Origin of the sequence: Ruegeria arenilitoris (assembly GCF_013032445.1) — a bacterium.
Classification (GTDB): domain Bacteria; phylum Pseudomonadota; class Alphaproteobacteria; order Rhodobacterales; family Rhodobacteraceae; genus Ruegeria; species Ruegeria arenilitoris_F.
The window spans coordinates 13,068-35,510 of the sequence record NZ_WQCA01000009.1 but is presented as its reverse complement, the minus strand read 5'-3'; the positions used below and the strand labels follow the sequence as shown (position 1 = coordinate 35,510).

Annotated in this window: 21 protein-coding genes; 5 read left to right on the top strand and 16 right to left on the bottom strand. The window is 60.0% G+C overall.

Features of this window, described 5'->3' with window-relative positions:
- Positions 1 to 67 precede the first annotated feature (67 nt).
- Positions 68 to 952 (top strand): DMT family transporter, encoded by an 885-nt coding sequence (locus tag GOW98_RS14180; RefSeq protein ID WP_170333138.1) that lies wholly within the window; start codon positions 68 to 70, stop codon positions 950 to 952.
- On the opposite strand, the gene uvrC is transcribed toward GOW98_RS14180, so the two are convergent.
- The 7 genes from uvrC to GOW98_RS14145 all read right to left on the bottom strand — a co-directional run bounded on the left by uvrC (position 949) and on the right by GOW98_RS14145 (position 7,644).
- Entirely contained in the window at positions 949 to 2,823 is a 1,875-nt protein-coding gene (uvrC, locus tag GOW98_RS14175; protein WP_170333136.1) for an excinuclease ABC subunit UvrC, read from the bottom strand. The genes GOW98_RS14180 and uvrC overlap by 4 nt on opposite strands.
- Before the next feature lie 290 nt (positions 2,824 to 3,113).
- Entirely contained in the window at positions 3,114 to 3,893 is a 780-nt protein-coding gene (locus GOW98_RS14170) for an SDR family oxidoreductase (protein WP_170333134.1), read from the bottom strand.
- A gap of 21 nt (positions 3,894 to 3,914) precedes the next feature.
- Positions 3,915 to 4,877 carry a calcium/sodium antiporter gene (locus tag GOW98_RS14165; protein ID WP_170333132.1) on the bottom strand — a complete coding sequence of 321 codons (963 nt, stop codon included), beginning with the start codon at positions 4,875 to 4,877 and terminating at the stop codon, positions 3,915 to 3,917.
- A complete protein-coding gene (locus GOW98_RS14160) occupies positions 4,874 to 5,044 on the bottom strand; it encodes a hypothetical protein (protein WP_170333130.1) in 171 nt (56 codons plus the stop codon). The genes GOW98_RS14165 and GOW98_RS14160 overlap by 4 nt, the downstream gene beginning before the upstream one ends.
- 1 nt (position 5,045) lies before the next feature.
- Complete coding sequence (locus tag GOW98_RS14155; protein WP_170333128.1) at positions 5,046 to 5,843, bottom strand: S49 family peptidase; 798 nt, start codon at positions 5,841 to 5,843, stop codon at positions 5,046 to 5,048.
- A 113-nt stretch (positions 5,844 to 5,956) separates the two neighbouring features.
- Positions 5,957 to 6,718, bottom strand: a complete 762-nt coding sequence (locus GOW98_RS14150) for an ABC transporter permease (RefSeq protein ID WP_170333125.1) — start codon at positions 6,716 to 6,718, stop codon at positions 5,957 to 5,959.
- Positions 6,715 to 7,644: an ABC transporter ATP-binding protein gene (locus tag GOW98_RS14145; protein WP_170333123.1), complete on the bottom strand. Its 930-nt coding sequence runs from the start codon at positions 7,642 to 7,644 to the stop codon at positions 6,715 to 6,717. The genes GOW98_RS14150 and GOW98_RS14145 overlap by 4 nt, the downstream gene beginning before the upstream one ends.
- A 154-nt stretch (positions 7,645 to 7,798) precedes the next feature.
- Between GOW98_RS14145 and GOW98_RS14140 the strand changes: the two genes are divergently transcribed.
- Positions 7,799 to 8,908, top strand: a complete 1,110-nt coding sequence (locus tag GOW98_RS14140) for a CaiB/BaiF CoA transferase family protein (RefSeq protein ID WP_170333121.1) — start codon at positions 7,799 to 7,801, stop codon at positions 8,906 to 8,908.
- 60 nt (positions 8,909 to 8,968) lie between these two features.
- Here GOW98_RS14140 and hemE read toward each other — a convergent pair whose 3' ends face one another.
- Complete coding sequence (hemE, locus tag GOW98_RS14135; RefSeq protein ID WP_170333118.1) at positions 8,969 to 10,003, bottom strand: uroporphyrinogen decarboxylase; 1,035 nt, start codon at positions 10,001 to 10,003, stop codon at positions 8,969 to 8,971.
- Positions 10,004 to 10,110: 107 nt separating this feature from the next.
- Here hemE and hemC point away from each other — a divergent pair, with 107 nt between their 5' ends.
- On the top strand, positions 10,111 to 11,070 hold the full coding sequence (gene hemC / locus GOW98_RS14130) for a hydroxymethylbilane synthase (RefSeq protein WP_170333116.1): 960 nt from the start codon (positions 10,111 to 10,113) through the stop codon (positions 11,068 to 11,070).
- Between the two features lie 222 nt (positions 11,071 to 11,292).
- Here hemC and GOW98_RS14125 read toward each other — a convergent pair whose 3' ends face one another.
- The 8 genes from GOW98_RS14125 to GOW98_RS14090 all read right to left on the bottom strand — a co-directional run bounded on the left by GOW98_RS14125 (position 11,293) and on the right by GOW98_RS14090 (position 20,391).
- The gene (locus GOW98_RS14125; RefSeq protein WP_170333113.1) at positions 11,293 to 12,570 is read right to left on the bottom strand and encodes an aspartate aminotransferase family protein; all 1,278 of its coding nucleotides are present in this window, start codon (positions 12,568 to 12,570) and stop codon (positions 11,293 to 11,295) included.
- 1 nt (position 12,571) lies between these two features.
- A complete protein-coding gene (locus GOW98_RS14120) occupies positions 12,572 to 13,675 on the bottom strand; it encodes a mandelate racemase/muconate lactonizing enzyme family protein (protein ID WP_170333112.1) in 1,104 nt (367 codons plus the stop codon).
- Between the two features lie 112 nt (positions 13,676 to 13,787).
- Positions 13,788 to 14,900, bottom strand: a complete 1,113-nt coding sequence (locus GOW98_RS14115) for a mandelate racemase/muconate lactonizing enzyme family protein (RefSeq protein WP_170333110.1) — start codon at positions 14,898 to 14,900, stop codon at positions 13,788 to 13,790.
- On the bottom strand, positions 14,897 to 15,181 hold the full coding sequence (locus tag GOW98_RS14110; protein ID WP_254438016.1) for a cupin domain-containing protein: 285 nt from the start codon (positions 15,179 to 15,181) through the stop codon (positions 14,897 to 14,899). The genes GOW98_RS14115 and GOW98_RS14110 overlap by 4 nt, the downstream gene beginning before the upstream one ends.
- A complete protein-coding gene (locus GOW98_RS14105; protein WP_170333107.1) occupies positions 15,178 to 16,284 on the bottom strand; it encodes a mandelate racemase/muconate lactonizing enzyme family protein in 1,107 nt (368 codons plus the stop codon). Before GOW98_RS14105 ends, GOW98_RS14110 begins: the two co-directional genes overlap by 4 nt.
- Entirely contained in the window at positions 16,281 to 16,859 is a 579-nt protein-coding gene (locus GOW98_RS14100; RefSeq protein ID WP_170333105.1) for a dimethylsulfonioproprionate lyase family protein, read from the bottom strand. Before GOW98_RS14100 ends, GOW98_RS14105 begins: the two co-directional genes overlap by 4 nt.
- Positions 16,856 to 17,938 carry an alcohol dehydrogenase family protein gene (locus tag GOW98_RS14095; RefSeq protein WP_254438015.1) on the bottom strand — a complete coding sequence of 361 codons (1,083 nt, stop codon included), beginning with the start codon at positions 17,936 to 17,938 and terminating at the stop codon, positions 16,856 to 16,858. The genes GOW98_RS14100 and GOW98_RS14095 overlap by 4 nt, the downstream gene beginning before the upstream one ends.
- Entirely contained in the window at positions 17,938 to 20,391 is a 2,454-nt protein-coding gene (locus GOW98_RS14090; RefSeq protein WP_170333101.1) for an FAD-dependent oxidoreductase, read from the bottom strand. Before GOW98_RS14090 ends, GOW98_RS14095 begins: the two co-directional genes overlap by 1 nt.
- Positions 20,392 to 20,459: 68 nt before the next feature.
- On the opposite strand from GOW98_RS14090, the gene GOW98_RS14085 reads away from it, so the two are divergent.
- Together GOW98_RS14085 and GOW98_RS14080 are read left to right on the top strand one after the other, a co-directional pair.
- Entirely contained in the window at positions 20,460 to 21,347 is an 888-nt protein-coding gene (locus GOW98_RS14085; RefSeq protein ID WP_170333098.1) for a MurR/RpiR family transcriptional regulator, read from the top strand.
- The gene (locus GOW98_RS14080) at positions 21,344 to 22,432 is read left to right on the top strand and encodes an aromatic ring-hydroxylating oxygenase subunit alpha (protein WP_170333096.1); all 1,089 of its coding nucleotides are present in this window, start codon (positions 21,344 to 21,346) and stop codon (positions 22,430 to 22,432) included. Before GOW98_RS14085 ends, GOW98_RS14080 begins: the two co-directional genes overlap by 4 nt.
- Positions 22,433 to 22,443 lie beyond the last annotated feature (11 nt).

Below are 22,443 nucleotides of genomic sequence, written 5' to 3'. Positions count from 1 at the left end.
AGATACTGCTTGGCGCGCGACGCCTTTGCGGTCAGATTGGCGGACGGCTCAGGAGCGACCGCACAGCATGACCGCACATATTCAAACCGACCCCCGATCCAACCTGATCGGCAGCGCGTGGATGACCGCCGGAATGGCGCTCTTCGCGCTGGAAGATGCGCTGTTAAAAGGCGCGTCCGCCGCGTTGCCGATCTGGCAAATTCTGGTCTTGTTCGGCGCCGGGGGAACCGTGATCTTTGCGGCAGTGGCGATGCTGCGGGGCACCAACCTGTTTCACCGGGACGTACTTTCGCGCCCGATGAAGGTGCGGGTGCTGTTCGAGATCCTAGGGCGGCTGTTCTATGTGCTGGCGATCACGCTGACACCCCTGTCAGCTGCGACCGTGATCCTGCAGGCCACACCTCTGGTCGTGGTCGCAGGTGCGGCGCTGTTCTTTGGTGAGGCGGTCGGCTGGCGCCGTTGGAGCGCCATTTTGATCGGTTTGATAGGCGTTGTGATCATCATCCAACCGACCGGAGACAGTTTCTCCGCCCTGTCGATCCTTGCGGTGTTGGGGATGCTGGGCTTTGCCGGGCGCGATCTGGCCAGCCGCGCCGCACCCGCGACGCTTGGAACCGAGGTGCTGGGGTTCTACGGCTTCCTCTGCATCGTCGTCGCCGGATTGGCCTATCAGTTCTGGGAGGGCGCGCCGATGGCACCGCTGGATCTGCACACCAGCCTGCATGTGGTTGGCGCGATACTGATGGGCACAGCAGCGTACTCGGCGCTGATGAAAGCCATGCGGACGGGTGAAGTCTCGGCCGTTACACCATTCCGCTATTCACGCCTGCTGTTTGGCGTCGGTTTGGGTGTGGTCATGTTTGGTGAGCAATTGGATCAGACCATGTGGATCGGCAGCGCGCTGATCGTGGCCTCGGGGTTGTATATCCTTTGGCGCGGACGACAGGCCTAGCCCTTCTCGTGGAAGAAGTCATAGACCTTCTGCGCCAACCCGGCTGAGATCCCATCCACCGCCTTCAAATCCGCCAGATTGGCCCGGCTAACCGCCTTGGCGCTGCCGAAATGCGCCAGCAGGGCCCGTTTCCGCGCCGCCCCGACACCCGGAATCTCGTCCAGCGGCGTTGCCCCAACGGCCTTGGCCCGTTTGGCGCGATGCGTCCCGATGGCGAACCGGTGCGCCTCGTCCCGCAGACGCTGGATAAAGTACAACACGGGATCGTTGCGTTTCAGGGCAAAAGCGCGCTGGCCGATGCGGTGGAACTCTTCCTTGCCATGGTCGCGGTCGACACCTTTGGCAACGCCAACCATTGGGATGTCCTCGACCCCGTGTTCAACCATGATTTCATGCACCGCGCTGACCTGCCCGGCCCCGCCGTCGATCAGCAGAAGGTCGGGCCACATACCCTTTTCGCGATCCGGATCCTCCTTTTGCAGGCGGGTAAAGCGGCGGGTCAGAACCTCTTTCATCATCCCGAAGTCGTCACCAGGGGTCAGGTCGTCGCCCCGGATGTTAAACTTGCGGTAGGCATTTTTCATGAACCCTTCAGGGCCTGCCACGATCATGCCGCCCACCGCGTTGGTGCCCTGAATGTGCGAGTTGTCGTAAACCTCGATCCGATCCGGAGGCGTGTCGAGGTCAAACGCTTCGGCCACACCACGTAGCAGCTTGGCCTGCGTCGCGCTTTCCGACATGCGGCGGGCCAAAGACTCGCGTGCGTTGCGCAGGGCTCCGGCGACAAGTTCCTGTTTCTCGCCGCGTTGAGGCACGAGGATTTCTACCTTGCGCCCGGCCTTCTCGGTCAACGCCTCTTCCATCAGATCCGCGTTCTCGATCCCATCCGACAGGATCAACTGTCGCGGCGGTTCCTTGTTGTCGTAGAACTGGCCAAGAAACGCCTCCATCACTTCGGCCGGTGACACGTCAGCCCCGACCCGAGGGTAGAAATCCTTGTTTCCCCAGTTTTGGTTCGCCCGGATGAAAAACACCTGCACACAGGCCTGACCGCTATCCATATACAGGCCGATCACGTCCGCCTCGGCCACGCCGCGCGGGTTGATACCCTGGCTGGTCTGCACCTGCGTCAGCGCCCGGATACGGTCGCGAAGACCGGCGGCGCGTTCGAACTCCATCGCCTCGGAGGCGGCCATCATCTGCTCGGCCAACTCCTCTTGCACCTTGGTCGACCGCCCCGACAGGAAGCGTTCCGCATCCTTGACGCTTTCGCGATAATCGCCCTCGGAAATCAGCCCGACACAGGGTCCGGAACAGCGCTTGATCTGATAGAGCAGACAGGGCCGCGTGCGGCTTTCGAACATGGAATCTGAGCAATTGCGCAGCAGGAATGCCTTTTGCAACTGGTTCAGCGTCCGGTTCACAGCACCGGCACTGGCGAAGGGGCCGAAATAGGCGCCCTTTTCCTTCTTTGCGCCTCGGTGCTTTTTGATCTGCGGATAGGCATGATCCTTGGCGACCAGAATGTTCGGAAAACTCTTATCATCCCGCAGCAGTACGTTGTATTTGGGCTTGAGCTGCTTGATCAGGTTCTGTTCCAGTAGCAGCGCCTCGGTCTCGGTCCGGGTGGTCAGAAACATCATCGAAGCGGTCGCGGCAATCATCTTTTCGATCCGCCCCGAATGCCCCGGACGGGTGTAGTTCGACACCCGCGCCTTCAGATTCCGCGCCTTGCCCACGTACAGAACCCGGCTGTCCGCATCCAGCATCCGGTACACACCGGGCGAGTTGTCCAGCGTTTTCGCATGGCGCTGGATGCAAGCGTAGCCAGTGGGCTGAGTCTCGGGGTTCGATTCGTTCTGGGTGGTCATGGGCCTGAGATATGATTCCCTGTCTATGGCTGCAATCTCGCGAGCCTCAGATCAAGAGAAAACAAATCCACCGTTTCTGTGGATAACTATGCAGATAAGTTTTCAGAGAAGACGAAATCCCCTTGTATACTTATGAATTCCATGAGTTGCACAAAAAATAGGCACATACTTAAGTCATTGATTTTAGGCACTTTTATTTTATACACAATGCAAGTATATGAAAAAAAAGACATTTTTGTAACGGACAGGTAACGGAAATGCGAGCAGTGCAAAACTTGTAGCGAATATGTCTATTCTATGCCCAAAACATCCGGCGTTTGCCATCCCAGATGCTGACCGCCATCCACACATAAAAGCTGTCCGGTGACGGCATGTGCGTCCAGAAAATACCCCAAAGCAGCAGTGATATCCGAGGGGTTCGAGCCGCGCTCCAATACCGTGTTGGCGCGCTGTGCTTTGAAGTGATCTTCAGATTGCCGGTGCCCCTGTATCGTCGGGCCGGGGCCGATGGCATTGACGCGGATCGCGGGCGTCAGCGCCTGCGCGGCAGTCCGGGTCAATGCCCACAGGCCCATTTTTGCGATGGTGTAGGACATGAATTCAGGCGTCAGCTTGCGCACCCGCATATCGACCATATTGACGATCAAACCGGTGGCGACGGGTTCGCCCGCCTCATCCGTTTCGGGCATCAGCCCTTGTTCGGCCATAGCCTGCGTCAGCACGAAGGGCGCACGAAGGTTGCTGTCCATATGCCGGTCCCAGCTTTGCCGGGTGGCCGTGCGAATGTTGTCGTATTCAAAGATCGAGGCGTTGTTGACCAGACAGGTGATTGGTCCGCCCAGCGCCTCGACGGCACGGGGCAGCAGCGCGCTAACCTGTGTTTCGTCCAACAAGTCCGCCTGCAAAGCCATTGCCGTGCGACCCAAGGCCTGAACCTCGGCCACGGTCTCCTGCGCGGGTTGTTCCGAGGTCGCATAATGTACGGCGACGTCATAACCGCGGCGCGCCAGATACAGCGCCATGGCCCGGCCAAGGCGAATTCCGGCACCGGTCACTAACGCTCGGGTCATCGATGCTTCCTCTCAGTCAAATCACGCCAGCAATACGAAGACGTAGACCGCATATAACAGAGTCAACACAATGCCCCAGGCACGTGTAATATCCCTTTTGAAAAACACGAATGGAATCAACAACAGTGACGCGCCCAGCATGACCCACAAGTCGAACCGCAGGAATTCCGGGTCAACGGGAATAGGGCCAACCAACGTGGCTATGCCTACGATGGCCAACAGGTTAAATATGTTCGACCCGATCACATTTCCCAGCGCCACGTCAGCCTGCCGCCGCATTGCGGCCATCACCGTAGTCGCCAGCTCCGGCAGAGAGGTTCCGACTGCCACCAGCGTCAGACCGATCACCGTTTCGCTGACGCCGTAGGTGAGGGCTATGACCGTGGCATATTCCACCAGCAGGTGCGCCCCCATCGGCAGGCCGATCAGGCCCAGCACCAGATAGATCGAAATCTTCCAGTAGGGCATGTTGGGATCGGCCTCTTCCAGACCGTCCAGTTCTTCGTCGTCGGCGCAGGCCTGACCGCAGGCTTTGCGATGCGCATGTGCTTCGCGGAAGGCATTCCAGAGGACCAAACCTAAGGCTGCCAGCAGAATCGCCCCACTGAACACAGTGAACACGCCGCAGAAGGCCAGACCGATGAAAAGAACCGAGGCCAGCAGCATGAAGACATAGTTCCTGCGGCTGTTGCATTCGCTGGTGTGCAGCGTCGACAGCAGGGCCGGAACGCCCAGAACCAGCAAGATATTCGCTGTATTCGACCCGACAACGTTACCCAGCGCAATGCCCGGTGCGTTTTCCTTGATCGCACTGATGGCAATCAGAAGCTCGGGTGCCGAGGTGCCAAAGGCCACAATGGTCAGGCTGACGATCAGCGCAGGTACGCCCATGCGCAGGCTCAGGTTCACCGCACCGCGCACCAGTGCGTCACCCGCCAGCAGCAGGATCAGCAGCCCAAGGCCGGATAACAGCCATGCCGTCATGAACGGCCTCCTTTTTCGCAGGCGCAGGGGCCTTTACCGATCCTGAACCGCCCGCAGCGCGGACATCTTGAGGATTGCAGCCGTTTCTGCCCCGGAAAGCGCAGCTTGCCGAACATCGCCAGCACGCCCATGGCGATCAGAAACAGGGTGACAATCTTGATAATCACGTCACAAACCGAAACGCGCGTAGGCGGCGCGCTCCTCAAGCCCGGCGATGGCATCCTGCGCCAGAGACGCACCAAAACGCGACCAGATAGGCTTGCGCAGCCCGTAGCGGCGGAATTTGACCTTGTCGCCAAAACGTTCCTGCATCTTCGGTTTCAAATGCGCGATGCCGTCGATCAGACCCAGTTCTTGCGCGCGCCGCGCCAGCCAGATTTCCCCGGTGAACAGGTCCTGACTTTCGTCCAGCTTGCCGCTGCGGCGGGTTTTGACATGGGTGATAAAATTCTCGTGGATATCAGCCAGCAGGGTTTCCAGCCGGGCAACATCCTCTTTCTTTTCGGGCGAAAACGGGTCGAGCATGGATTTCGACTGACCCGCAGTGTGCACCCGCCGTTCGATCCCCTGCCGTTTCAAGAGGACATGGGCACCAAAGCCGGACGAAATCACCCCGATCGACCCCAGAACCGAGCTGTCATCGGCATAAATCTCATCCGCCGCAGCCGCCAGCCAATAGCCACCCGAGGCCGCCACGTCTTCGACAAAGGCGATGACCGGCACTTTCAATTCCTCGGACAACCGCCGGATACGTGCGCCGATCAACGAGCTTTGAACGGGTGAGCCACCGGGCGAGTTGACCTCAAGCGCGACGGCAGCAGGATTGCCCTTGCGAAAGGCTTTCTCAAGCACAGGGGCCAGTGCAGTGTCGGACATCGACCCACGACCGGCCATTCCGATGGTACCGGACAGGCGCACAACGGCCACGCAGGGTTGCTTTTTAAGAAACGGCAGGCTGAGTTTCATGGATGCCGATGTAGAGTGCACCCAACCGGTAAACAAGGGACCGTTTGGCCGATAGTTGTGACGTGAACACATTTCCCAAGGTCAGTGGGCAAAAATGCAACGCCTGACACAACCTAGCTGCGAATGCGCCAGCCGGTTTTGAAGATCCACCAGATAATGCCCAGACACAGGCCGGTAAACGCCACAATGGCCAACAAGCTGAACCCGATCGGCACATCGGCCAAGCCGTAGAACGACCACCGAAACCCCGAGATCAGATAGACCACTGGGTTGAACAGGGTGATGGTCTGCCACACCGGCGGCAGCATCGAAATCGAGTAGAATGTCCCGCCCAGAAAGATCAACGGCGTTACTACAAGTTGCGGCACCAGCGACATTTGCTCAAAGTTGCTGGCCCAGATGCCGATGATGAACCCCAGCAGTGAAAAGCTGAGGCAGGAGAGGATCAAAAACGCTGCCATCGCAAGCGGGTGTTGAATGCGTATGTCTACAAAGAACGTAGCCGTTACCAGAATAACCAACCCGACAAACAGCGATTTCGTGGCAGCCGCCCCGACATAGCCGATCACGATCTCGATGAAGTTCACCGGGGCCGACAAAAGCTCGTAAATCGTGCCCAGAAACTTGGGAAAATAGATGCCGAAAGACGCGTTGGAAATCGCCAGCATCACCACCGACAACATGATCAGCCCCGGCACGATGAAGGCGCCATAAGACACGCCCTCGACCTCTTGGATACGACTGCCGATGGCAGTGCCGAACACCACGAAATACAACGATGTCGACAGGACCGGAGACAGAAAGCTCTGCGCCAGTGTCCGAAAGAACCGGGCCATTTCGAAGCGGTAGATGGCGGCAATGGCGGACCAGTTCATGCGGGCTCTCCGGACACCAGATTGACGAATATCTCTTCCAGGCTCGACTGGCGGGTTTGCACGTCGCGCAACACCAGCCCAGCCTGAGCCACGTCATTCAGCAACGTGGTGATGCCGGTTCGGTCGGCATGAGTGTCATAGGTATAGACCAGCGCATCCCCATTGCCGTTCAGCGCCAGATTATGCGCTGCCAGACTGTCAGGGATGGCTTGGATCGGCTCGGTCAGCATCACCTCGAGTTGCTTTTTACCCATCTGCGCCATCAGCGTGTGTTTGTCCTGAACCAGTAGCAGCTCACCCTTATCGATGACACCGACGCGGTCGGCGATGGCCTCGGCCTCTTCGATGTAATGCGTGGTCAGGATGATGGTGACGCCGGCCCGCTTCAGTTCGGCCACGATCTCCCACATGTCCTTGCGCAGCTCGACATCGACACCGGCGGTGGGTTCGTCCAGAAACAGCACCCGCGGTTCGTGTGCCAGTGCCTTGGCGATCAGCACCCGGCGCTTCATACCGCCCGAAAGTTCCTTAATGGCGTTCTTGCGCTTGTCCCACAGGGACAGCTTTCGCAGAACATTCTCGATCATAGCGTTGTCGCGGCCCAGCCCGAACAATCCGCGCGACAACCGCACCGTGTTCCAGACTTTTTCAAAGGGTTCCAGCGCGATTTCCTGCGGAACCAAACCAATCATCCGACGCGCGGCGCGGAAGTCTGTCTGGATGTCATGGCCACCCACCGTCACCGAGCCGGACGTCGGCGTGGTGATCCCGCAGATAGTCGAAATCAGCGTCGTCTTGCCCGCCCCGTTCGGCCCCAACAGCGCCAGAATCTCCCCCTGCTCAATGTCCAGAGACACGCCTTTCAGCGCCTCAAACCCGTCAGCATAGGATTTGCGCAGATCCTTGATCGAAAGAATGGTCGTCATGCAAGTTCCCTGTTCTGGCGGCGACCCTACCCCGGCCCATCGGCGCAGAACAGGCCAATTTCGCACAAGGCCCTGCGCTTTTTTGCGGGTTTGACCTCTGGCCTTGCAATTTATCGGTGATCCCGGAACCCTGCGATTAATCGAAGGGGGGACCATGCTGAAAGGTATTCGTATCATTGAGATTGAGGGGCTGGGCCCTGCCCCCTTTGCCGCCATGCTGCTGGCGGATATGGGCGCCGATGTGATCACCATCCACCGCAAAGGTCAGGCCGCAACGCCGGGGATGCCCGAACGCTCGGTTCTGGATCGCGGCAAGAGATCGATTGATCTGGACCTGAAAGACGCAAGTGATTTGGAGACCGCCAAACAGCTGATCGCCTCGGCCGATGCGCTGATCGAAGGTTTCCGCCCCGGTGTGATGGAGAAACTTGGCCTCGGCCCGGAACCCTGCCATGAGATGAACCCCGGGCTGGTCTATGGACGGATGACGGGTTGGGGTCAGGACAGTCCCTTGTCTGACACAGCCGGGCATGACCTTAACTATGTCGCGCTGTCGGGTGCACTCTGGTACGCTTCTCTGCCCGGCCAAGCACCGCAAACGCCTGCAACGCTGGTCGGCGACATTGGCGGCGGTGCCATGTATCTGGTCGCGGGCCTTCTGGCCGGGCTGCTGAACGCGCAGAGAACAGGTCAGGGCACGGTGGTCGATGCCGCGATCTACGATGGCTCGGCGCATATGATGAACCTGCTCATGAGCCTGAACCAATCCGGCAACCTGTCGGACAAGCGCGGCCAAAGCCTGCTGGACGGCCCCCATTGGAGCCGCACCTACATCTGTTTCGATGGCGGCTTCGTGACGGTTCAATGCCTAGAACCCAAATTCTATGCGCTGTTTTTGCAAAAGATGGGCCTGTCGGACGACCCTGACTTCCAATCGCAATTTGATCGCGCAACCTGGCCTGCCCTCACCCAACGCCTGTCTGACATCTTCGCCAGCAACACCCGGGATCACTGGGCGGGTCTCTTTCAAGGCACCGACGCCTGCGTCGCGCCGGTCCTCAGCCCAATCGAAGCACACGCCCACCCGATGAACGCCGCCCGCCAGACATGGCGCAGAACAGAGGGCACCCTGCAAGCCGCCGCCGCACCCAGATTCTCAACCTCCGAATGGCACCCCAAACCCAGCCCAACCCGCGGAGAACACCGTCAGGACATCCTGAACGAATTCAACGCGCAGCAAAAATCCGTCTCTTCATCTGGCTAACAATATCCCGGGGGATGAATTGGCCGCAGGCCAAGAAGGGGGCTGGCCCCCTTCCCTTGCTTACCGCCCGCGCACCGTGTCGATCATCAGTTGCACGTTTTCCGGATCCGCATCTGGTGTGATCCCGTGACCGAGATTGAAGATATGCGGCCCTTTCGAAAACGCCTCGACAATCCGCCGCGTCTCATCCACCAGCGCCTGCCTGCCGGTCACCATATGCGACGAGGCCAGGTTGCCCTGAACGCAGCCATCCGCCTGCACATGCTCGGCCGCCCATTCCGGCAACACCGAGTTGTCCAGCGCTACACAATCCACACCGGTTGCCTTGGCGAACCCGATATACCCATCGCCCGCCTCACGCGGGAAGCCGATCACCGGGATGCCGGGATGGCGTTCCTTGATGGCCTGCGTAATCACGCGGCAGGGCTCGACCGCATATTTCTGAAAGGCGTCGCCTTTCAGCGACCCGGCCCAGCTGTCAAAAATCTTGACCACTTCGGCCCCGGCTTCGATCTGGGCCGAGAGGTACTCGATGGTCGCCAGCGTGATCCGCTCCAATAGCGCCTCGAACAGGGCGGTGTTTTCTTCGCGCAGCGCATGGGCCGGTCCTTGGTCTGGCGTGCCGCGCCCGGCGATCATGTAGGTCGCAACCGTCCACGGCGCACCCGCAAACCCGATCAGAGTCGTCTCGGACGGCAATTCCCGTGACAGAATGCGCACCGTCTCATAGACCGGCGACAGGGTCTCGTGAATGGCATCAACCGGTTTCAGCGCATCGAATTCGGATTGCTGTGTGATCGTCGACAGGCGCGGACCTTCTCCGGTGACAAACCACAGGTCTGCGCCCAGCGCCTGTGGCACCAGCAGGATATCAGCAAACAGAATCGCCGCATCGAACCCATAGCGGCGGATCGGCTGCAGGGTCACCTCGGCGGCCAGTTCCGGATTGTAGCACAGCGACAGGAAATCTCCGGCCTGCGCCCGAGTCGCCCGGTATTCCGGCAGATACCGCCCGGCCTGACGCATCATCCAGATCGGCGGCACGTCCTGTACCTCGCCCGCCAGCGCCCGCAGCAGTTTCTTTGTCTCGGCCATCTTTACCCCCAATCATCCGGTTTGCCGCAACGGGTCATCCTTCGGCGGCAATTTGTCAAGCCATGCCCCCATTGTCAGGGCAATGTGACGCGACTAAAGCTGTGCGCATGACACTGAACCTGCCCACACCCGCCTCACCGCTCAAGATCGGCACCCGTGGTTCGCCCCTGGCGCTGGCGCAAGCCTATGAAACCCGGCAACGGCTGGGCACGGCCTTCGACCTGCCCGAAGAGGCGTTCGAGATCGTGGTGATTAAAACCACCGGCGACAACCGCGCCATGATCGACGCGGACCGCCCGCTGAAAGAGATCGGCAACAAGGGCCTGTTCACCAAGGAAATCGAAGAGGCGATGCTGCGCGGCGATATCGACATCGCGGTGCATTCCACCAAAGACATGCCGGTGGAACAGCCCGAGGGGCTGGTGCTGGACACCTTCCTGCCGCGTGAGGATGTGCGCGACGCGTTCATTTCACCCAGCCTGAGTTCAATCCACGACCTGCCGCAGGGCGCGGTGGTCGGCACCTCATCTCTGCGCCGCCGGGCGCAACTGCTGAACCGGCGGCCCGATCTGAATGTGGTCGAGTTCCGCGGCAACGTTCAGACCCGGCTGAAGAAACTGGCCGACGGCGTGGCTGACTGCACGTTTCTGGCCATGGCTGGCATCCGCCGCCTGAACATGGACGACGTCCCCGCCACCGCCATCGCGCCTGAGGACATGCTGCCCGCCATCGCGCAGGGCACAATCGGCATCGAGCGGCGCCGCGATGATTCCCGCGCTGCGGGTATGCTTGAGGCGATCCAGCACACCGAAACCGGCCAGCGCCTTGCCGCCGAACGCGCCCTGCTTGCAGCGCTGGATGGCTCGTGCGAGACACCTATCGCCGGGCTGGCTGAAGTTCAGGGTGATCAGCTGCGCCTGCGTGGCGAAGTGCTGCGCCCAGATGGTTCTGAGGCAATTTCCGAAGATCTCACCAGCGCAATTGCCGACGGTGCCGAAATGGGCCGTGCAATGGCTCATTCGCTGTTGCAAAAGGCTGGTCCAGGCTTCTTCGAATGGAGAAATTAAAGAAAATTCGCGTAATGTGAATTACTTCACTGTAGGTTGCATCCCGGTCTGGCATTAAGGTGTCATACCGATGAGATGAAGGAACAGTCTCGATAAAGTCGAAAGTTTTTTCAGTATATTCGCTTAAGTGGTATTCGAGGGGGCGAGACTGAACCAAATCACTGATCGGTTAGGGCCGCTGTCATATTTCGACAGCGGCCCACTTCTTTTCAGATCAGGGTATCAGACAGCGCAGATCGCCTGCACGGCCTTATCAACGGCCATTCGGGTTTGCTCCAGATCGGCGTCGGTCACAGCCAACGACGGATACAGCTTGCCCGGGGATTTGAATATCCCATGGGCACGCAACGTATCGTTGTAGAGTGTGTTGCGGGCAGGGTCGTCATGTTTGGCGCTGCGATAGTCGCGACAGACGGCATCGGTAAAATAGATGTCGAACAGCGTTTCATCTCCGACGATCTGATGCGGAACACCTGCTTTGGCCAGCGCATCCACTTGCATCTGCTGCAGTGCAGCCCCGGTCGCACGGAGCTGATCATAGACGCCATCACGCCGCAGGATCTCCATGGTTTTCAAGCCCGCGACCGAGGCCACCGGGTTTCCGGACAAAGTGCCCAGCTGCATCAGCCAGCCTTCCTCGCCCACCTGCGCCTTGTCGAAATGCTTCATGATCTCGGCGCTAGCGCCCAGCGCGGCCAGAGGGAAGCCACCACCGATGATCTTGCCCAACGTGCAGATATCGGGTTTCACCCCGTATCTCTCCTGTGCGCCTCCATAGGCCAGCCGGAACCCTGTCACGATCTCATCAAAAATCAGCAGAACGCTGTGCTTGTCACACAGATCACGCAGACCCTGCAGGTATCCGTGCAGTGGCGGAATGATCCGCTGCAGCGGTTCGACCATGATCGCGGCGATGTCGTCATGTTCATCCAACAGCGCCGCGACAGCCTCAAGGTCATTGTAGGGCGCGATCAGCATCTGTTCGGCCACGCTGTCGGGAATACCGGCACTGTCCGGCACGGCCTGAGGGAAGTTGACCCTACGGCTGGGGGCGAGGCTCATCTGTGCCTCGGCGCTCATCCCGTGATAGCCGCCTTCGAATTTCAAGATCTTGTTGCGCCCGGTATAGGCGCGGGCCAGACGGATCGCATACATGTCCGCCTCACCGCCCGAGGCGACAAAGCGCACCTGTTCGCAGCAGGGCACGGCCTCGACGATGGCTTCGGCCAGTTCGATGCCCTTGGAGTTGTTGGCAAAGAAGGTCATGCCCTTGGGCAGCTGTTCCAGCACGGCTTCCATCACCGCAGGGTGGCCATGGCCCAGCAGCATCGGACCGGAACCGATCAGATAATCGATATATTCATTCCCATCCTCATCCCAGACACGGCTGCCGTCGCCGCGAGCGATGATGATGCCGGGGTCGAAATTGCCAAACCCCCCGGCGGGCAGAACCTCATTCGCGCGGGTGATCCATTCGGATTGAGTGTTGATCTTCAGCATCTCACACGATCTCCAATATCGGGGAACCAAGGATTTCGGGGTCCGGGGTCACACCTAACCCCGGACCTTCGGGCGGGGCAATCCGGCCCTCTTCACGGTTTGGTGCGTCCGAGCAAATGCGCGGGGCCACATACGAGGACAAATCACAGGTGTTCAGCAGCGATCCATGCGGAGTCGAGGCCGCGAAATGCAGCGAGGCAGCCGTGACGATATCCGACCCCCAAGTGCATTCGGCGCAAATCTCGGCGCCCAAATGCACGGTCAGGTCCCGCGCCCGGCGCATGGCCGACAGCCCGCCGAATTTCGACAGTTTCAAAGCGACAGCATCCATGCAGCCCAGCTCATGCGCGCGCAGCAGCGAGGCCAGATCGTAGGCGTTCTCGTCGATCTTCATCGGCAGACCGGTGGCCTGCCTTACGGCGGCGCAATCTTCCAGCGTTTTGCAGGGCTGTTCCAGCATCACGTCCAGGTGCGCCACAGCACGCCCTGTTCGCGTGGCCTGCAAGCGCGACGCGCCGCAGTTCCAGTCTCCATAGACCAGCGGCCCCGGCCCCACGGCCTCACGCACCTTGATCAGACGTTCGGCATCGGCCTGCCAATCGCCTTCCACGCCCAGCTTGACCTGAAACTGGCGGATTCCGGTCTGATAGGCGGTCTGGGCGATGCGGGCCATCTCATCCGGTGCGATACAGGTGATCGAATGATAGAGCGGCATGTCCTTGCGCGCCCGTCCACCCAGCAAGACATAAACCGGTTGGCCGGTGGCCTGCCCGAACAGATCCCACAGGGCAATGTCGACCATGGACTTGGCATAGCGGTGCCCCTGTAGAAACCCGTCCAGCTTGCGCATCGGCGCATCGACCCCAAATGGGGACATGCCCAGAATTTCCGGCCCCATTTCCGTGATAGCAGCCGGTACACCGCCCGCATAAGCGGGCAGGTAATGCGGAATCGGGCAGACCTCGCCCCAGCCTTTCAGACCGCTATCCGTTTCAAGACACAGGATATGCGAGGTCACGGTCGCGCAGGTTTTGCCCTCGGCCATATGATAGGTTTCATGGCTGGTCAGGTCGACGGACCAGAGGGTTATCTTTTTGATTTTCATTCAACCCATCCTTTGCGTTTGGGCGCGATTTTGTCAGAGGGGCCAGCCCCTCTCTTGGCCTGCGGCCAATTCACGCCCCAGGACATTTTTAGCCAGATGAAGAGGCGGATCATCACGGGGCCTCGTAGGTTGCGACTGGGTTGCCCAAGGTGTCTTCGTCGGGGTGTACGCCGAGGCCGGGCGTTTCCGGCAGGCGCAGGTGGCCGTCGATGTTTCGCGGCCCGCGACCGCCGGCGATATCGACGGTGATCATGTCCTGACAGGCCCAGACGGCGTGGCAATTGTCATCCGGGATGGTGGCGGCCAAATGCAGCGCTTCGGTATCGGCCAGAACTGTGCCACCGGTCGCCATCACGAATATGTCGATCCCATGCGCCAGCGCGATATCCCGCATCCGTGCGGCTTTGGTCAGGCCGCCGACTCGGTTCAGCTTGATCCCGAATATCTCGGCCAGACCGTCGCGGGCAATGCGGGCAGCATCTTGCAGTGTGACAAGACTTTCATCCACCGACACGGGTGAGGCATGACGGCCTGCGATTGCGGCGATATCATCCAGCGTCTCGCCGGGTTGTTCGAACATAACGTTCAGGTTCTCGCAGGCGCTCATCACCCGCAGGGCCTGTTGCCGGGTCCAGCCGCGATTGACGTCGTAGAGAATGATCTCACCCGGACGCCGGATGCTTTCCACGTCGCGGACGCGGGCGATGTCACGTTCCACATCGCCGCCGATCTTCACCGAATGGGCGATGTAGCCGCGGCTGCGATAACGCTCCATCACCTCACGGGTTTCTTCGATGGTCTTGGCTCCGACCGAAGAAGCAATTGGGCGCGGCGAGCGTGACCCGCCCCCCATCAAATCAGCGATTGGCAGGCCCGCCGCCTGACCGGAGATATCCCAGCAGGCCATGTCGATCGGGCTTTTGGCGTAGAGGTGCCCGGGCAGCGCGAGGTCCATTGCACGCTCCACCTCCAGCACCTTACGCGGATCAAAGCCCAGAATGAACGGTGCCATCGTTTCAATTCCCGCGCGGATACCCGGCCCATGTGCGGGCACGTAGGTATGCCCCCAAGGTGTGCCCTCTCCCCAACCGCTAAGCCCTGCATCAGTTTCGATTTTCACCAGCGTCGCGTCGAGCGTTTCGAACTTCAGTCGCCCGCCGGACAGCCAATAGGGATGCTCCAGCGGCAAGTCGACTTGGAAAACCGATATCCGGGTGATCTTCATTTCAGCTCCACTTCGACAAAGGACATTGGGGTGTCCGCCGCGTTGATTACGTTGTGTTCGACCCCTTCATCGCGTCGATACGTTGTTCCAGCGGGAACCGTTACGTCACTGACCGATCCATCGGGCAATTCCAGACGCATTTGGCAGTCGGTGATGGCCGTGATGACGTAATCCATCGTATGGCGGTGCCATCCCGTTTCTGCACCGGGCATGAAGTCGAACCGCGTTACGCGTACCCGCTCATCGTCAATCATCTGAGTGGCAACGGCTTGTTGTCTCATAAGCTGAACTCCTCAATCGGTGGGCCAAGGCTTTCGAAATCCGGGGACACACCCAGTCCGGGTGTATCAGAGGCGTAAAGCTTGCCATCTCGGGACACTGGCCCACCGATCCCGGTGGACCGGGTGTTATAGTTCATCAGGTCGGTGGTGTTTTGCAGGAATTCCCCGGGGGTCGAGGCTGCGAAATGCGCCACGACCGAGGTGGTGATCTCTCCGCCCCAGGTGTCCTCGCTGACAACGGGAATGCGGTTTTCTACCAGATAATCCCGCACCCGCCGCGCCTTGCTGAGGCCGCCGAGGTTCGAGATTTTCAGGCAGCAGATCTCGGCCCCGCGATCCACGACGATGCGCTGTGCCATGTGGATCCCGGTGACGCATTCATCCAGCTTCATTGGCTGTTCGGCGACTCGGCGCACCTGCTGGCATTCCTCATAGGTGCGGCAGGGCTGTTCCAGAATGAAATCCAGATCGCGCGTTGCCCGCGCCACCCGGATCGCATTGTCCACACGCCAGCCCTGATTGGCGTCGGCCATCGCTTTTTCACCCGGTTGCAGCAAAGGCACTGTGGTTCGGATGCGGTCAATGTCAGTGACCCAGTCGCCGCCGACCTTGATCTGAAACTGGCGATAGCCCTGATCCCGATAGGCATTCATCTCAGCCACGGTCTCATCCACCACCTTTTGAGGCGCCACCCGGTACATCGGGGCACCATCGGTCAGCTTGCCCCCCAGCAGCATCCAGACCGGCTGATCACAGGCCTGCCCAAGAATATCCCAGCACGCCGCGTCGAACGGTGCCTTGGCGTAGCCGTGCCCCTGTACCAGATGATCCAGCAACTGCTCGACCCGCCCGACCTGCCGTGGATCCTCCCCCAACAGCGACGGTGCTACCAGCCGTGCCAGCGCCGCCACGCCCTCGGAATGGGCGACCATGTAGTTCTCGCCACAAGGCGTGAACTCTCCACAGCCCTGCAAACCAGCATCGGTATCGATGACCACGACCGAAGCAATGGCCGTTTCAATCGCATTGCCCGCACCCCAGACGTAAGCCCCGCCCACATAGGGCAGACCGGTCTGGTAGACGCGGATGCGGGTGATCTTCATGCGGCGTCCATCCGTGGCAGATCGCCCATGCCTTCGCCGCGCCAGAGGACAAATGTCAGGATCGGTTGGTCGGTTGTGGTCATCGCGTGGCTTTGCCAGCTGTCATGGTGACGCGTCTGGTTCGGCCCGACAAAGCTGTCATCGCCCGCAACCCGGAACACGGCCCCTCCGGCCAGCGTCAGATACAGTTCTTCGGCCTGATGGCTGTGCCAGTCATAGTGTAGGCCCGCCCCCCAATAGGCCACGTAGCCCCGCAACTGGGTCGAGTGGAAATGACCGGTCGGGCCGAACAACTCGTAATAGCCATAGCGATTGAGGAAATCGGCGCCGACTTCATCCTCGGTATAGGTCACCTTCCAATGGGCCAGATGCGCGGTGGCCTTGATCGCGTCGGACAAGGCGCGGGTGGCTTCGCTGCCGCCTGCATCGAAATTGCGCACCAGATCGACTGCGGGGATATGGCTCGGGTTCAATTGGGTTGCGGTCAGGTCCGTTGGCCACACGCCGAAATCTGAAAGATCGGGATGCTCCTGATGCAATTGCCGTGCGGCCTCTAATACGTCGTCCAGAGTCATGGGATCACCACAATACTCCCGGTGTGCTGTTTGGCGATAAAGGCGGCTTGCGCCTCGCGCAGCTCCTCCAGCGGATAGCTTGCGGCGAGGGCGGGTTTGATTTCTCCGGCCTCGATGTACTTTACGAGGTTGCGCATCACCTGAGGGTCGATCACAGTCGAACCTGTGAAGGTCAGATCGCGCAGGTAGAAGGTTCGCAGGTCGAATTCGACCATCGGCCCAGCAATGGCGCCAGAACAGGTATATCGCCCGCCGCGTTCCAGAATGTCGATCAGGTTCGGCCAATAGGGGCCTCCGACCACATCGGCGACAACGGTGATCTTTTCCTCGCCCAGCGCCACACGCAGGTTTTCAGGCGTACGCGGCAGGATCATGTCCGGCCCCAGCTCCGCCACATCGGCGTGCTTTGCCTCGGACGCCAGCGCAATCACCCGTGTACCGCGCCGCTTGGCCAGTTGTACCAGTGCGCCGCCGACGCCGCCGGAGGCTCCGGGCACAAGAACGGTGTCTCTGTCGGTCACGTTGGCACGGGTCAGCATCCCTTCGGCAGTGGAATAGGAACAAGAGAAGGTCGCCAGTTCCGCATCCGACAGATCCGAGTTGATCGGAACAGCGTTAACGGCCAGCGTCGTGGCATATTCCGCGAAACCGCCATCCCGTTCCGAGCCATAATACCCGGTCTTGTCCATGTTTTCGGGATCGTCTGGGTCACGCAACCAACCGTCTGTAATTACACGCTCGCCGATGCGGGCGCTGTCTACGCCTTCACCCACGGCCACGATTTCACCGCAGATATCGGCGCCCTGAATGCGCGGGAAGGTGATCGGGTTGCCGCCCCATGTGGGATCGTCTTCACCCACCTCTTCGAACGCGCCTCCGGTGGTCGCGTCCGAGACGGTCTTTGAATACCAACCCGAGCGTGTGTTGACGTCGGTGTTGTTCAGACCGCAGGCGGCGACCTTGATCAGAACCTCTCCGGCCGCAGGTTCCGGGCGCGGCCAGTCGGCGTGCAGGACCATCTGCTCCAACCCGCCATGGCCCATTGTGACCATGGCTTTCATTTTGTCGGGTAGGCTCATCACGCGGTCTCCAATGCGGCGTCTGTGCGGGGTAATAGACTTTGCGGGTCGTAAGCTGGTTCACCCAAGACGCGCGCGGCCCGAGGTTTGCCGTGGACTACGACTTGCAGAGCGGTTCCGGGTGTTGCGGCCTCGGGCTTGATATAGGCAAAGGCAAGGATTTTGCTGACCGTATGACCATAGACCACCGAGGCGGTGGACCCCACGACGCGACCGTCCAGCATGACCGCTTCGCCACCGTGGCCGTCAATCTCACCATCCGGCTCAATCTCCAGATAGGCGCAGACCCATGGCAGATCGGTGTTCAGGGTCTTGTCCTTGCCCAGGTATTCCTTGTCAGTGCGGGCAAATCGCAGAACGTCAGCCTCGGCCAGAGTGACCTCGTTTGTCAGCTCGCCTGCGCCTTTGAAACCCTTTTCCATCCGCATCACGTTCATGGCAAAGCTGCCGTAGTCGGTGATGCCGTGCGGCTCACCTGCTGCCCAAAGCGCGTTGTAGACGTCGAGGCAGGCGGCGTTGGGCATATGCAGCTCCCACCCCAGTTCACCGGCATAGGACATGCGGAAGGCCCAGACCTCGTGGCCCGCGATGATGATCTCCTGCGCCGAGAGCCAGCGGAACCCGGCATTTGTCAGATCGGCATCGGTGCAGCGCGCCAACACGTCTCTCGACCGGGGGCCGTTCAGTGAAAGGGCGGACCAATTTGAGGATAGAGCGGTGATCTGCACATCCTCGTTCGCGCGCTGTTGCTCCAGATGATCCAGCAGACGCTGTTCGAAGAAGGCCGCACAGACCAGATAGAAGCGGTCTTCAGCCATACGGACAATCGTGGTCTCCAGCTCGATCCGACCGCGGCGGTTCAGCATATGGGTCAGCGTGATCGAGCCGACCTTTTGCGGCATCCGGTTGGCGGTCAACCTGTCCAGCAGAGCATAGGCGTCCGGTCCCGAGACCTCGACTTTAGTGAAGGCGGTAACGTCCATAATGCCGACGCGTTCGCGCACCGCTTTGACCTCTGCCGCGACCATGTCGTCGGCGCGGGTGCGACGGAAGGAGTAGTGATCGCGCTGCTCCACACCATCCCTCGCGAACCAGCGGGGGCGTTCAAAGCCATACACCTCTTCATGCACCGCGCCCTTGGATTTCAGCAATTCATACAGAGGCGACGGTTTGATTGGACGCCCTTCCAGACGGTTGAAATGCGGGAACGGAATCTCGTGGCGCAGGCAGTAGTCTTCCTCGGCCTTGATCACCTGCCAGTCCTTGGTGGCATAGCTGCCGAACCGGCGCGGATCGAATTCGCGCATCGAGATATCGGCGGCGCCGTGCACCATCCAACGCGCCAGTTCACGGGTCAGACCCGGGCCCCAACCAATACCGATCTGTGTCCCACAGCAGCACCAGTAATTCTGCACACCCGGCGCAGGTCCGATCAGCGGATTGCCATCCGGCGGATGCGAGATCGCGCCGTGCACATCGCGCTGAATGCCCAGCTCGGCAAAGATCGGCATCCGATTCAGGCTTTCCTCAAGCCACGGCATCACCCGGTCGTAATCTGCGTCAAACAACCAGTTCTCGTATTCCCAGGGGCAGTGATCATGCCAGACCGAGTTCGGGTTTTCCTTTTCATAGATTCCGATCAACCCGCGCTGCTGCTCCATCCGGATATAGCCCGAGACTTTCCGGTCATCGCGGATCACCGGCAGTTCGGTGTCCAGATTCTGGAACTCGGGCACCGGCTCGGTCACGAAATAATGATGCGTCATGGAGGTCATGGGCAGTTGAAGCCCGGACCACTCTCCCATCTGACGGGCATAGGTGCCGCCTGCGTTCACCACATGCTCGCAGGTGATGGTGCCCATCTCGGTCTCGACCACCCACTCGCCATTGTCGGCCTGCGTGATGTTGGTGGCGCGGCAGTTGCGGAAGATTTGCACGCCCTTCTGACGCGCACCCGTCGCCATCGCCATGGTGACGTTTGTCGGGTCCACATGTCCGTCATCCGGCGTGTGCAACGCGCCCAAAACGCCTTCGAGATTGTAGAACGGATGCAGTTCGGCCACCTTGTCGGGTCCAACCAGTTCGATGTTGAATCCCAGCGACCGACCCACCGACAGGGTGTGGCGCAGCCAGTCCATCTCATCCTCGGTATAGGCCAGGCGGAACGAGCCACAGCCATGCCAAGTGACGGGCTGGCCGGTCTCGGCCTCCAACTGACCGGAATACAGACCGATATTGTAATCCACGCATTTGCCCAGCCCAAAGCTTGAGGTCGAATGCGTGATCTGGCCCGCCGCGTGCCAGGTGCTGCCGCTGGTCAGCTCCGCCTTTTCCAGCAGGACGGTATCATCGCCCCAGCCTTCATGCGCCAGATGATAGGCCAGACCGACCCCCATGACGCCGCCTCCGACAATGACCACGCGGGCGTGGGTGGGCAAATTCTTCTCGGACATGACAATTCCTCTTCCCGAGTCGCTTTTCTGCTCGACAGGCTAATTCCACAAATGTACCATCGTCAATCATGAATGACACAAATGTATCATCAATTGTTCTCGACCGCCTCACCGAGGAGTGGGACGCCCTCACCCCCGAGGCCCAGAAAGCCGCGCGTTATGTGCTGGAAAACCCAACGGATGTTGGGGTTTCGACCGTACGCGAGATTGCTGAGGCCGCTAAGGTCAAACCCAACACCTTTGTCCGCATGGCACGACAGGTGGGGTTCGAAGGCTATGAAGATTTCCGCGCCCCGTTCCGCGATGCGATTCGTCAGGGCGGCGTGTCGTTTCCTGATCGTGCCCGCTGGTTGCAGGATATCGGAAAATCGGGGGAGCTGGGCGGGCTCTACGCCGATATGGTCGGCGCTGCGATCCGAAACATCGAAGAAACCTTTGCCGGGATTGACGCCGCAAACCTAAAAGCGGCGGCCGAAGACATTTGGAATTGTCGCCAGATTTTCACGCTGGGCGTGGGCGTCAACAATTCGAACGCGCGCAATTTCACCTACCTTGCCTCAACGGGGATGAAGCAGTTTCACGCCATCCCCCGCCCCGGATCGACCCCGGTGGATGATCTCGCCTGGGCCGATGAACAAGATGTGCTGATCGCCATCACCTGCCACCCCTACAGGACCGAAGTGATCGACGCGATCAAGCTGGCGCGGCTGCAAGGCCTGACCGTCATCGGTATCTCTGACAGCCCAGCCAGCCCGGTCATTCTGAACGCGCAGCATGGCTTTGTCGTGGCCGCCGACACCCCACAATTCTTCCCGTCATCCGTCTCGACCATCGCACTGCTGGAAACACTGCTGTCCTTCGTGATTGCAGTGTCCAGTGATGAAATCGTCGAAAGGGTGGAACGGTTTCACCAACGCAGACACCAACTTGGCCTCTACGCGGAGGAGCCCGAATGAACGCACCCCTGACCCATTCACTGGACGCGCGCTATTACACCGATCCGAAGATTTTCGCCCAGGAAATGCGGGGGCTTTTGGCCCGAACGTGGCAATTCGCAGGCCACGTGGCACAGGTCCGGGAAGCGGGCGATTACTTCGCCTTTGAAATCGCCGGGCAAAACCTGTTCTGCATCCGGGGCCGCGACGGAGAAATCCGCACCTTCTACAATGTCTGCCAGCACCGCGCGCATGAGATGGTGAGCGGCGCGGGCAACACCCGCGTTGTCGTCTGCCCTTACCACGCCTGGACCTATGAGCTGTCCGGCCAACTACGCGCCGGACCCAACATCAAATCCGTCCCCGGCTTTGATCGAAGCACCATCTGCCTGACCTCAGTTCGAACCGAGGTCTTCAACGGCTTCATCTTCGTCAACCTCGACGACAACGCCGCGCCAATGGATGAATGGTACCCCGGCGTGCGCGAGGAAATCCGCGCCTTTGTTCCGCATATCGACGATCTGGAACCTCTGGAATGGGTCGAAATTCCTGAGAATTGCAATTGGAAGGTCAGCATCGAGAACTACTCGGAATGCTATCACTGTCCGAGCAACCACCCGACCTTTGCCGAAGGTGTGGTCAAGCCCGAGACCTATGACATCCAGCCCGACGCGGAGGGCGGTTACGTTTTGCGCCACACGACCGAGTGCCAAAGCCTCGACAAGATGACCTATCCCATCGACCTGTCTGTGCCCCATGCAGGCGATTACCAGTCGTGGTTCCTGTGGCCGATGTTCTCGTTCCAGTGTTATCCGGGCAATGTGCTGAATACCTATCACTGGCGCGCAAACGATGCCGATCACTGCACAGTCTGGCGCGGCTGGTATACCGAGGGTGGTTCGGAAAGCGCGGTTATCCGGCAACTTGCCGTGCAGGATCGCGAAACAACGGTTGAAGAAGACATTAGGCTGGTCGAAAGCGTCCACCGGGGCCTGAAGTCTCGCGGCTATCGGCCTGGGCCGCTGGTGCTGGACCCCGGCTGCGGCGTGATGTCGGAACACTCGATTGCAAGGCTGCAGCAATGGATGCGCGAGGCGGTGGACTGATGACCGCGGTG